General features: G+C 60.4%; 9 protein-coding genes and 1 tRNA gene. 5 read left to right on the plus strand and 5 right to left on the minus strand.

Features of this window, described 5'->3' with window-relative positions:
• Positions 1 to 342 precede the first annotated feature (342 nt).
• Positions 343 to 744, plus strand: coding sequence for a hypothetical protein (locus tag B2V90_RS09830; RefSeq protein WP_293921018.1), 402 nt, complete (start codon positions 343 to 345; stop codon positions 742 to 744).
• A 176-nt stretch (positions 745 to 920) separates the two neighbouring features.
• Positions 921 to 3,464 carry a hypothetical protein gene (locus B2V90_RS09835; protein ID WP_228222139.1) on the plus strand — a complete coding sequence of 848 codons (2,544 nt, stop codon included), beginning with the start codon at positions 921 to 923 and terminating at the stop codon, positions 3,462 to 3,464.
• Positions 3,465 to 3,556: 92 nt separating this feature from the next.
• On the opposite strand, the gene B2V90_RS09840 is transcribed toward B2V90_RS09835, so the two are convergent.
• From B2V90_RS09840 to B2V90_RS09855, 4 genes are all read right to left on the minus strand, one after another.
• On the minus strand, positions 3,557 to 4,057 hold the full coding sequence (locus B2V90_RS09840; protein WP_228222138.1) for a hypothetical protein: 501 nt from the start codon (positions 4,055 to 4,057) through the stop codon (positions 3,557 to 3,559).
• A 166-nt stretch (positions 4,058 to 4,223) separates the two neighbouring features.
• On the minus strand, positions 4,224 to 5,456 hold the full coding sequence (locus tag B2V90_RS09845) for a tyrosine-type recombinase/integrase (RefSeq protein ID WP_228222137.1): 1,233 nt from the start codon (positions 5,454 to 5,456) through the stop codon (positions 4,224 to 4,226).
• A 213-nt stretch (positions 5,457 to 5,669) separates the two neighbouring features.
• Positions 5,670 to 5,743 (minus strand) — tRNA-Gly (locus B2V90_RS09850).
• A gap of 36 nt (positions 5,744 to 5,779) precedes the next feature.
• Positions 5,780 to 6,703, minus strand: a complete 924-nt coding sequence (locus B2V90_RS09855) for a sugar kinase (RefSeq protein WP_293921021.1) — start codon at positions 6,701 to 6,703, stop codon at positions 5,780 to 5,782.
• A gap of 167 nt (positions 6,704 to 6,870) precedes the next feature.
• Here B2V90_RS09855 and B2V90_RS09860 point away from each other — a divergent pair, with 167 nt between their 5' ends.
• Positions 6,871 to 8,832 carry a hybrid sensor histidine kinase/response regulator gene (locus tag B2V90_RS09860; protein WP_228222135.1) on the plus strand — a complete coding sequence of 654 codons (1,962 nt, stop codon included), beginning with the start codon at positions 6,871 to 6,873 and terminating at the stop codon, positions 8,830 to 8,832.
• Between the two features lie 162 nt (positions 8,833 to 8,994).
• Positions 8,995 to 9,909, plus strand: coding sequence for an alpha/beta fold hydrolase (locus B2V90_RS09865; RefSeq protein WP_228222134.1), 915 nt, complete (start codon positions 8,995 to 8,997; stop codon positions 9,907 to 9,909).
• Here B2V90_RS09865 and B2V90_RS09870 read toward each other — a convergent pair.
• Positions 9,899 to 10,831, minus strand: coding sequence for an NAD(P)H-dependent flavin oxidoreductase (locus B2V90_RS09870; RefSeq protein ID WP_228222133.1), 933 nt, complete (start codon positions 10,829 to 10,831; stop codon positions 9,899 to 9,901). The genes B2V90_RS09865 and B2V90_RS09870 overlap by 11 nt on opposite strands.
• A gap of 136 nt (positions 10,832 to 10,967) precedes the next feature.
• On the opposite strand from B2V90_RS09870, the gene B2V90_RS09875 reads away from it, so the two are divergent.
• Positions 10,968 to 12,026, plus strand: a complete 1,059-nt coding sequence (locus tag B2V90_RS09875) for a hypothetical protein (protein WP_228222132.1) — start codon at positions 10,968 to 10,970, stop codon at positions 12,024 to 12,026.
• The last annotated feature ends 1 nt before the right edge of the window (position 12,027 follow it).

Raw genomic sequence — 12,027 nt, forward strand, 5'->3', positions numbered from 1 at the left:
TGGCGACCCAGCCCATCTGTTACAGACGAAGAGTTCTCCTACGCCCGATCCAAGGGCCTCATGTTCGACCCGATTGAGCTATCTCACGACGAGGCGGTTGCTGCAGCGCGAAGTGCGGTAAATGCTACCTCCCGCCAAACTGTCACGCACGCGTTCCTTGCGAGCCTAAGTTCACGGCGCTTGGACTTTCGGTCCGCTCTGGGTAGTTACGCGGTCGGTCGTCATCTTTCGTCTCATCCGCTTGTCAGTTGGGCCGGGAGTCCGGGTTGCTCATACTGCGGTGCGTATGCCAAATCGGACAATCCGAACATCCTAAACTTCGAGCGGATCAAGTGGGGCGGCGTGCGGCACACCAACCCAAGATACATCGCGCTCGACCTCGAACTTCTCGTGGCGCAGGAGTTACCAGCGCCATGTGACGATGACATCGCGATCTTCCACTCCATTCTTGCTACAGCCAGAGGAATGGACACGAGGGCCCGGCTTAGCGACCTTGCGAAGGCATTAGCAAAGCTGCTTCCTTCGAACGATGCTGAGCGGAGGGCGCTCATCGGCGTTCTCGGTTATGCGGGTATCCTAATAGATCCTGACCGACCCGATTTTCGGGAACAGTTCGTGCCTGCTAGTGAGCGGGAGCAGACACCTTTCCATAAGGACGATTGGCCTTATCCCGTCCAGTGGTGGAATGGCGCGCGCGGTGTCAACGAAGCCGCCGTCGCCGATTGGTTTCCTGAGTTTTGTTGACGTTCAGATTGCTCTTCAATTCCCGCCATCCAACCGGCCATCGCCGCATTCTGCAATCGAAAATGGCGCTGTACGCCCGCTGATGCGAAAAGCGCCAAGGATCAAAGAACTCGACTTCATTCAGTTGCCCGCTATTTTCTCTCTAGCTTGCAGAAAGTTAGTGGGAGAAAATCAACGTGGCGGCTTTGCAAGGATCAAATCTGCGAGCAGGTCTGTGCCTGTCGGCGCTGCTTCTCGGCTTCTCCGCGCATTCTCCCGTTATCGGTCAAGAACGCGCGAGCGCGGAGGCCGTCTCGATGGACGAATTAATTTCGGATACCAACGGCTCGCTGAAGAATCTTTTCGCCACTGATGACAAGGCGCTTCGGACGAGCGTCGTCAGATCGAAGAAGGACATCATTGACGAAATCCCGGCAACAGCGCCGACTGAATTTCACGCTTGGATGAACGACCTTTTGATTGCGTTCGAACGCGGTGATCTTGCCGCTACCAGCCGCACCATCGCGCAGAATCATGCTCTCCCCGAAAATGCCGTGCGCCAACTCGTGCGCAGCTTTGCCCTTGTGCGAGCCCATAAATATGACTTTTTTGGCGACGAAGCGAAGGACGTCCAGAACCGGACGCGGCTGATCGAAAACATCAACGAGGGGCTGGACCGAGCTGGCCGTAACCCACTTCTTGTCCAATTTGCGGCCTTCACTATCTATCAGGCCAATCTATGCGACAAGAGCTTGATGACGCTGCAAGATGCTGCAGCGGATCGCGCTGCCTCTTTTCGCTCCATTGCCGCCGTGACCGGTTGCAGCGAGCCGCTATTGGAAGCCGTCAAAGTTGATCCTTCGCACCAGGTCGCCGATTTGGCGATGCTGAGCGAAGTCCTGCAAAATCAGCCAACGCTTACCTTATGGTTGCTGCGCCCCGAATTGGAGCAGCACATTGCACCGGAGGCACAGCGCGCGTTCCAATTGGCGTTCACTCGCAAGGCAATTGAGGATGCATTTGCGGTGGGTGCCGATGCGCGTGGACTCGCCTTGTATGATGCACTTGATCCAGGAGGACGGGGTGCAATGCTGGCAGACACGCAGGATGGATTTGCCGCAACAATCGACAGTATCCCCGTAGTATTCGGCGCGAAAGACCATACCAGCCTTACCACCAGCCTTGCTGCAGCGATGTTCCTGGCCGGCCGGGCTGATGAAGCGCGAGCGCTGATCGAAAAAGACCCGGAACTACCGTCAGAGCGCAAGCTGGTGGACTGTCTATATCGAGCGCGCACAGCGAAAGATCCTGCACGAGATCTAAAGACGTGCAGCGACGGCGAAGACCAGCATGGAAGCGATCCCAATGTCGACAGCCTGATCCTCTCATGGGCGCTCAGTGCCCCGCTGACCGACCCGTATCCGATGCTTGAGGCGGGTTTCAGCGGCAGCATGAGTTCCGGTGCAAACGCCCCCATTGCGAGATTCTATTGCTCAGTGTTCGAAGTTGGAGTGGCTGGTCGCGTTTGTGCTGATGCAAGACGCTCTGTGGTCTACAACCTCAAACCCGATAGATACGAAAGCGAGGAAGAGCCCGAAGCGCGAAGCGCTCTCGCTGCACTCAACCTGCCAGACTGGAATTCGATTGATGCACGACTTGAAGGCGAACGCGTTGCAGGTCTCGCCGCATTTGACGACGGCGATTCACATGAGGCTTATGCGGACCGGCCTCCCATTGAACCAATCCATCCCGCTTTCACTCAACACGCACTGCCTTCCGAGCTAATCTCGCGACGCTCTGACAAACAATCAGATGGCGGGGACAACATCGATTGGCCAAAGGGCTGGACCGGTCTGCCACAGGGATTCGAGCCGGTCCGCTGGCAAAGCGAAGGAACCCGCACGGTTGCGATTAGCCAGTCCGGCTTGCTTGACCGAGGCGGCGAAGTGGGCCGCGGCGGCTACTGGATTCATCTAAGCAACGATGGCGGGAAGACATGGGGTCAGCCGCTCTATACCGGTCTTGCGGCTCGCTTTCCTTACGTGATCGAGCCCACCTCAAAATTACCTTTGTTGAAGGATGACCACCTCCAGATCGAAGTCACTTATGCGCTGCTCGATACTTCCAGCATCACTTATCCTCCGGTAGGACTGCGCACGTTACGACGGGAGCCAAACCTCTGGCTGGATATTCCGATCGAGGCGCTTACCAAAGACAGCAACGGTGACGGTCTCAGTGATATTGTAGCCGCCCACATTGGCATCGATGGCCCCACAGACGAGGCACCTTCCTTGGTGGGTTCAGACGCGGCCACCTGTAAACGTGGAGAAGCAGACCCAGTCGCTTCCGTGCGCCGCAAGGTACTTCTCATGCTCACCGGTATTGATGAAGCGGCGATACGTGAGCCGATTGATCGCGCGCCTGACGCGCCGCTACTTTCTGGACTTACGCGCGCATCGACCGGTGAAAAATGGCCTCTATTTGTCAAAGGCCAAGCTGCCGATTTGGTCTGCACGGCACCTTTGCCGATGCCGGTGTTGGTTTACGGTTCGCAAGGCGAGAAGGCTCTTCAGCGCCGTTCGCCGGACTTCCGTCTGATCGAACTGCCCTCGCTCGTCATGAACCGCGAAAAGTCCCGGGGCTATGCGATTTGGTCAAGCGGTTGGGCCGGAGGAACCATCATGTTCTGGCTCGACGGAGGTAAATGGCGCTTCGCGACAATTTCCAGCTGGGTGACATAATGAGAGACAATCGTGACGCACAGATCACCGTTGGGGAATGGCTATCTGCTACAAATCACCTCTTTCAACACGAAATTGCGGGGCAGAGCTGGCTATCCTTCAAGCGCCGGATAGGCTAGGAAATCCGCGTGAAACCAAAGCCTTTGCCATCGAAAATCGGGCGGGGAAGTCCCATTCAAGATCAGCAAGCTGCAAAGCGCCCGAAACCACTGTACGGAACCAACGGCGAAATCTCGAAGCAGATCATGGCTTGGTGGAAGGCTGTCCAAGGCGTAGTTCAAGCCATTTTCTTCGCGATCCCATTGATCGGCGATGATCTGGCAAATGCGCGCAATAGGAGGCGCATATTCATACGGTTCGGTTTGTAGCCTCAGTAGCTCGAAGGCATCGCCCCCGCTGATCCACTCAGGTTCTGGAAGCCAGTCGCGGCCCGGCCTTTCGGGGTCTTTCGGGGACAAGGGAATGGTCGAGTTCGAAACGCCATGCTTCGCCCAATGATCGCGCAGTACAACTAACTGCTTTTGCGCTCGACCTACGGGGTCAGCGCGCATTGCCTCAGTCAGAGGATTGGTTTTCTTGGTATCGTCGTCCAATCCGCTTCCCTCGCGGCTCCCAAGTTGAAGCGGGGAAACACGTGGGATGCGCGCTTGTCGGCTGGCCTGCCTATCCCCGGAACGCAGCTTACGAGAACAGACGGGGAATATTCAACAGGCGTTGTCGTGCAGCACAACAAAGGCGGGGAAAATGAATCCTAATAGATCAGGCAGCGCCGTGCGTATGCAGCGCCACGATTTCCGCCCCCTTACGCAACCGGTCCAGATAATCCGACCACCACTGCGCCATATCGACGCGCTCTTTCCAATGCGCGCCCCGGTGATAGGCCGCGCGCACCTTGTCGGTATCGCCGTGGGCAAGTGCCCGTTCGATTGCGTCCGGGTTCCACTTTCCGCTTTCGTTCAACAGGGTGGAAGCCATCGCCCGGAAGCCATGCGCCGTCATTTCATCGGTCGCATACCCCAGCCGCCGCAGTCCGGCGTTGATTGTGTTTTCGCTCATGGGGCGGGTGCGGGTGCGCACGGAAGGGAAGACGTAGCCGGACGGGCCAGTGATCGCTCGCACTTCGCGGAACAAAGCCACCGTTTGCCGTGAAAGGGGGACGTGGTGCGTCTTGCGGGACTTCATCTTGCCTGCCGGTATGATCCAGAGCGCGCCGTCCAGATCGATCTCGCTCCATTCGGCATGGCGCAGTTCACCGGGGCGGACAAACACATGAGGCGCAATCTGCAAGGCGAGCTTGGTAATCCCGCTGCCCTCGTAATCATCGATGGCGCGCAGCAGTTCGCCCGCCTTCTTTGCGTCGGTGATTGCACCGTAGTGGGTGACGGTCGGCGCAGTCAGTGCACCGCGCAAGTCGCGGGTAGGGTCTGACACCAGCCGCGCCGTTGCCACGGCATAGCGAAACACGGCCCCGGCCAGTTGCAGGCTGCGCCGGGCGCTTTCAAGCTTCCCCTTGCCTTCGATCCGGCGAATGGCCGTCAAAACGTCCGCCGGTTCAATCTCGCCAATGGGCAGTTTGCCGATGGACCCGCAGACAAGAGACAGCAGATACTCGCTGCGCGTGGCGGTCGCGGGTGCCCAACCTTTCGTGCCGTCGCGCCGCCGCTTCTCGCAATATTCATCGCAGATCGCCTTGAACGTATCCGCCGCCTGAATGCGGGCGCGCACCTTCTCGCGCTGCTTTTCCCGCGACGGGTCTTTGCCTAGCGCGATCAGTTCCCGCGCTTCCTCGCGCCGCCTGCGAGCTTCACCAAGTCCAATTTCAGGATAGGCCCCGATGGCCAGCAGCTTCTCGCGCCCATCGACACGATACTTGAGCCGCCAGAGCTTTCCCCCGGCTGGCGTGATCAGCAGGAACATGCCGCCGCCGTCTGCCAGCTTGATCGCCTTTGTGTCGGGCTTTGCATTGCGGATGGCTACATCGGTCAAAGCCACGGGATTGCCTGCCTTTCAGGGGGCTATACCCCCAATATACCCCCATGCGTGGGGGTATCGACTTGGCCGTTTTGCATATACCCCCCCAATCATACCCCCAGCGACTGGTGGCTGAATGCGAACGCGGGCGAACGCTTGCGGCCTGATAACCGCTAAATACCTTGGATTTTTGGGGTTTGTCTAGACGCCTGCAAACATCGGCGGACAGGAAAATGGAGCGGGTGAGGGGAATCGAACCCCCGTCGTCAGCTTGGGAAGCTGCTGCTCTACCATTGAGCTACACCCGCGAGGCTGAAGCTCAATGGCGCAGCGGCCCGATACTGTCAACGGGCGTCATATGGGGCGTTGGCGTCCTTGTCCGGGATCGCGCCGCGCCGGCCGATATTCCATCCGGCAAGGCGATGGCCGGCCAAAGCCGCTTCGAGCGGAGAGGATCCGGCGAGCCGGGCATGAAGATAGCCGGCATTGAACGCATCGCCCGCGCCACTCGAATCGACCACGTCAATCCGGCGTGGTGGAGCGACCTGCTGGCCATCGACCAGACACCCGGCGCCGCCCAGTTTCACGATGATTTCACGCCCCTCACCCGCGCCCCAGCGGGCAGCCGCGTCGGCCCCGTCGTCGGCCTCGCCCATCTCGACCTCATCGGCCAGCGTGGGCAGGCCCATATCCGCCATCGCGATCGCGCGATCCCTCCAGTGCCGCGCCGTCGCTACATCGGGCCAGAGCCGCGCCCGGTAATTGCCGTCGAACGCCACGCGCCCGCCATTGGCCCGCACTTGTTCGCACAGCGCCAGCAGCGCTTCGCGCCCTTCATCGGGAAGAATGGCCAGCGTGATGAGCGAGAAATAGAGCAGGTCAGACTGCGCCGCTTTCGCCACCATCATATCGCTGTCGGGCAAGGCGAACATGCGCCGCGCGGCCGCTTCACTGCGCCAATAGTGAAAGCTGCGTTCACCCGCGGCATCCGTCTCGATCGCATACAGGCCGGGCAGGCGATCGGCCGCAGCCAGAACGAGCTGCGTATCCACGCCTTCCGCCTGCCATTGCGCGATAAGATGCGCGCTCATCGGATCGGTGCCAAGCGCGCTCGCCAACCGAACCTTATCCCCGAAACGGGCAAGATGAACGGCCGTATTGATGACGTCCCCGCCATAGCGCAAATTCCAGCTGTCGCCGTCACCATGGCTGAGTTCCAGCATCGCTTCGCCGATGACCGTGATGACCGTCCCTGCCTTCATTTCCATGCCTTGGCTGCTCCTTGATCCGCGCCTGCGTGGTGGGCAGAGGTGGTCGCCAAGTCAAGTCGCCTTGCCCGGCGCACCCGCATCTCGACGGGAACGATCGGGGACACGGGACGTTTTGCTCAGGCAAAAGCAGGTTCGCGCGGGCCAGCGAACCATAAGGGGACTAAATGAACACCCTCCCATCGGAATATAGCGGCAACCGGTTTGAATTATTGGTTCAGAGCGTGACGGATTATGCGATCTTCATGCTGGATACCGATGGCCGGATTGCCAGCTGGAATGCCGGCGCGCGCCGCTTCAAAGGCTATGAGCCCGACGAGATTATCGGCCAGCATTTTTCCCGCTTCTACACACCCCAGGATCAGGCCGCAGGGATACCCGCTGCCGCGCTGGCGACGGCACAGCAGGAAGGGCGATTTGAAGCCGAAGGCTGGCGCGTGCGCAAGGACGGCACCCATTTCTGGGCCAATGTCGTGATCGACCCCATCCGTGATACCGATGGGCGATTGCTGGGCTTCGCAAAGGTCACGCGCGATCTGACCGAACGTCGCGCGGCGGACGAAGCGCTGCGCAAAAGCGAGGAGCGGTTTCGCCTGCTGGTCGAGAGCGTATCGGACTACGCCATTTACATGCTCGACCCCGTTGGGACCATCACGAGCTGGAACATGGGTGCCGAGCGCGCCAAGGGCTATAAGACGGATGAGATTCTGGGTAAGAATTTCGCCCTTTTCTATTCCGAGGATGATCGCATTGCTGGCCTTCCTTCCCGCGCCCTGCACAGCGCCGAGCGCGATGGCCGATTCGAATCGGAAGGCTGGCGCATCCGCAAGGATGGCAGCCGCTTCTGGGCCAATGCCGTTATTGACGCCATACGCGATTCCGCAGGACAGCTGATCGGATTTGCCAAGGTCACGCGTGACCTGACCGAAAGGCGCGAATCCCAGCTGGCGCTGGAGGATGCCCGCGCAGCGATCATGCAGGCGCAGAAAATGGACGCTATCGGCAAATTAACGGGCGGCGTCGCGCATGACTTCAATAATCTGCTTGCCGTGATCGTCGGTAGTCTCGAACTGGCCCGGATGCGCCTTGCCCAAGGCGGCGACATCGAACGTTTCCTGGACAATGCCATGGCTGCGGCAGACCGGGGCGCCACCTTGACGCAGCGCATGCTCGCCTTTGCCAGACGGCAGGAATTGAAGCTGCAAAGCGTCGATTGCCTGGCGCTGGTCCACGGCATGACCGACATGCTGCAAAGCAGCGTCGGACCGGGCATCATCATCGACAGTCTGTTCCCGAAAAGCCTTGCGCCCGCTCATGCCGACACCGGCCAACTGGAAATGGCCTTATTGAACCTGGTGGTCAATGCGCGCGATGCGATGCCCGACGGCGGGCGGATCCTGATTAGCGCCAGTGAGATGCTGACGGCGCAGGGGACCGTTCCAGGCCTTGCGAGCGGCACCTACGTCAAGCTGTCGGTGATCGATGAAGGCCAGGGCATGGACAGCGCGACGCTGGAACAGGCTCGCGAGCCGTTCTTCACGACCAAGGGCGTCGGCAAGGGCACGGGCCTTGGCCTTTCCATGGTCCATGGCTTTGTCGAACAATGCGGTGGCGCGCTGACCATCGAAAGCACCGTTGGCGCAGGCACGACCGTCTCGCTATGGCTGCCCGTCTCGCAGGAGGAAGAGACATCGATCGTCGGGACCGACACCCCGGAAGGCCCACTGATGCAGACTCCGCTCGTGATCCTGGCGGTCGACGACGACGACCTGGTCCTGACAAACACCGCTGGCATGCTGGAGGATCTGGGACACACCGTCTTTCGGGCCGGAAGTGCGGCCGATGCGTTGCGCATGCTCGAACAATCCCGCATCGACATGGTGGTCACCGATCATGCCATGCCCGGCATGACGGGCGCGCAGCTGGCCGACGCCATCGAGGAGGCCCATCCTCACCTTCCGGTCATTATCATCACCGGCTTTGCCGAACTGCCAGCCCATTCCAGCAGCCGGCCAAGACTGGACAAACCCTTTCGCCAGGCGCAACTGGCTCGCCTGGTCAATCAGGTCGGCGCACTTTCCTCAGGGAAAGAGCGCATCTCCTTTGGCCCATCGACCGATCCACTTTAACGACAATCATTGTCTTTGATCTTGCCGCAAGACGGCAATTTCACCGCATGGCGCTCCGAAATCACGGAAAATGCGCCTTATTGTTTATTCGCGCTTGCAAGATGCAGTGGGCGCGCCAATGGTCGTGCGGACATGCAAAACGCTACCGCAGGATCCTGGAACATGCCGGCTGTACCTACTCCGACATCGCATTTCTTCACCTCCCTGCGGTCGCGCCTCCATTATCTGGACTGGGGAAATCCTTCTGCCCCTTTGTTGATCCTGGTCCATGGCGGATTCGATCATGCGCATAGCTGGGACTGGACCGCGCGTGTCCTGGCGCAGGATTTTCACGTGATCGCGCCCGATTTGCGGGGACATGGGGACAGCGCCTGGTCGCCCACCGGGGCATATCCGATCGCCCATTTTGTCTATGACCTTGCTCTGCTCGTCGATCTGCTCGACCGATCGCCAGTGACGATCATGGGGCATTCGCTGGGCGGATCGATCAGCCTGCGGTTCGCTGGCCTCTTTCCGGACAAGGTCGATAAGATCGTGGCGATCGAGGGATTGGGTCTGTCTCCCGACGCCGTCGCTCAACGACAGGAACAGGCAGCGCCTGACATTTGGGTCGACTGGATCGAAGGTCGCCGGGCCCGCGCGCATCGCACGCCCCGTTCCTACCCGACGCTGGAGGCCGCAGTGGGCCGGATGCGCGAACGTAACGAGAAACTGACGCTGGAGCAGGCGATGCATCTGACCCAGCATGGCATCAATCGCAACGAAGACGGCAGCTATAGCTGGAAATTCGATCCTTATATGAAAGGCATCGCGCCGGAGGCGGCATCGGACTCAGAACTGCCGGCTTTCTGGAGCCGGATCACCTGTCCGGTCCAGCTGTATCTGGGGCGCGACAGCTGGGCGTCCAACCCGGCCAAAGACGGGCGCATGACGCATTTTCGCGATGCCAGCCTGACCGAGTTCGACAATGCCGGCCATTGGCTGCACCATGATCAGTTCGACCGCTTCATTGCCGAGACGCTTCGCTTCCTGCGGCCCGACATCCCGTCCGGCGCCGTCGCGCGCGTCAGGCCGTAAACCCCTCCACCGCCGCTCTATAGTCAGCCTTCAGCCCGGCAATGAAATCGGCGGCCGGCTGAACCTTCGCGATGGCGCCGATGCCCTGCCCCGCGCCCCAAACGTCGCGCCATGCCTTTTTTTCTCCACCCGTCAGGCTGGCGAAATCCATATCCTTCGCCTTGGGCAGCGCGTCGGGATCAAGTCCCGCGGCAACGATGCTGGGGCGCAGATAATTGCCCAGTACACCGGTAAAGACATCGGAATAGACGATATCCTGCGCGCTGCCGTCCACGATCATTTGCTTGTAGGCCGCCTGCGCATTGGCTTCCTCGGTCGCGATGAAGGGCGTGCCCATATACCCAAGGTCCGCACCCATCATGCGCGCGGCCGCGATCGCCCGGCCCGTCGCGATCGATCCCGACAGGGCGAGCGGTCCATCGAACCACGCACGGATTTCCTGAATCAGGGCGAAGGGCGACAGCGTGCCCGCATGGCCCCCTGCCCCTGCCGCAACGGCGATCAGGCCGTCCGCGCCCTTTTCCACCGCCTTGCGGGCGAAGACATTGTTGATGACATCATGCAGGACGATGCCGCCATAGCTGTGAATGGCGTCATTGACGTCTTCCAGCGCGCCAAGTGACGTGATGACGATGGGCACGCGATAGCGCACGCACAGCGCCAGATCCTCTTCCAGCCGGCTATTGGTGCGGTGGACGATCAGGTTGACGGCAAAGGGCGCATCGCTTTCGCCCAGCGCCTCCCCCAATTGCTGCAACCAGCTTTCGAACATGCCCGCCGGTCGGGCATTGAGCGACGGGAAGGCGCCCACGATCCCGCTGCGGCATTGCGCAATGACAAGATCGGGCTGCGAAATGATGAACATCGGCGAACCGATCAACGGCAGCGACAACCGGTCCCTAAGCAACGGCGGCAAGGTCATGAACAGCGTCCTCTCTTATCGATCGTTCCGCGCTAACATCGGGAAAGTCGCAGAAAAAGCATAAAACGACTGTATTGATTGAATAATACAGTGATGCTAATATTCCGGCATCGAACCCTTTCGGGAAGGATAAGCCATGTATAGCGACAGCGATTTGCAGGATGCCGTAACGGCCGGCATTCTGTCTCCCGAGGCCGCACAGGCGTTGCGCGATCATGTCGCGCAATCGCGGGCGACCGTCGCGGTGGATGAAGAACAATTCCGGCTACTGACTGGATTCAACGACATCTTCGTCGCTATCGCCAGCGTCATCCTGCTGGTCGCGCTCGGCTGGCTGGGCGACAGCCTGCGATTCGGAGCACCCGACCATCATCCCACCTTCATGTCCGGCCTGCTGGTCGCGGCGGCGAGCTGGGGCCTTGCGGAATATTTCACCCGGCAGCGGCGTATGGCCCTGCCCTCCATTTTATTGCTGTGCGGCTTTGTTGGGGGGATTGCGTTCGCTGCGGGCGCGCTCGGCGCGCAAATCTGGCCCGGATCCGGCGATCGCGCCGAATCCCTGATCCTGTCGGCCGCAGCCGCCGTCGGCGTGGCTGGCGCGGCCCTGCACTGGCGGCGGTTCATGGTCCCGATCACCGTAGCCGCGGGGGCAGCGGCCGGCGCCGGCGTGGTGGCTGGCCTCGTCATGGCCGCGTTCCCCGATAACCGCACTCTGCCCTTCCTGATGCTGCTGGCATCGGGTCTGGTGATTTTCCTGCTGGCGATGCGCTGGGACATGACCGACCGGGCGCGCCTGACGCGTCGATCGGACGTTGCTTTCTGGTTGCATCTGGCCGCAGCCCCGATGATCGCCCATTCGCTTTTTCATCTGTTGGGCGTTTTGAATGGGGGCGAAATTGGTGCCGGCCGCGCCTTGCTTGTCGTCGCGCTCTACATCGCCTTTGGCCTTGTCGCGCTTGCGATCGACCGGCGCGCTTTGCTGGTCTCCAGCCTCGCCTATGTTCTCTTCGCCCTCTACGCCCTGTTCAAGCAGGCGGGCGCAGTGGAGCTTTCCTGGGCGCTCACCAGTCTTGTGATCGGATCGGCCCTGTTGCTGCTTTCCGCGCTTTGGCATCAGGCGCGCTCGATCATCGTCAACGGCCTTCCGTCGGTGCTGACCGACCGCTTGCCCTATCTCGATCGAGCGCCAGCCTGAC

Origin of the sequence: Sphingobium sp. UBA5915 (assembly GCF_002431195.1) — a bacterium.
GTDB classification, from domain to species: domain Bacteria; phylum Pseudomonadota; class Alphaproteobacteria; order Sphingomonadales; family Sphingomonadaceae; genus Sphingobium; species Sphingobium soli.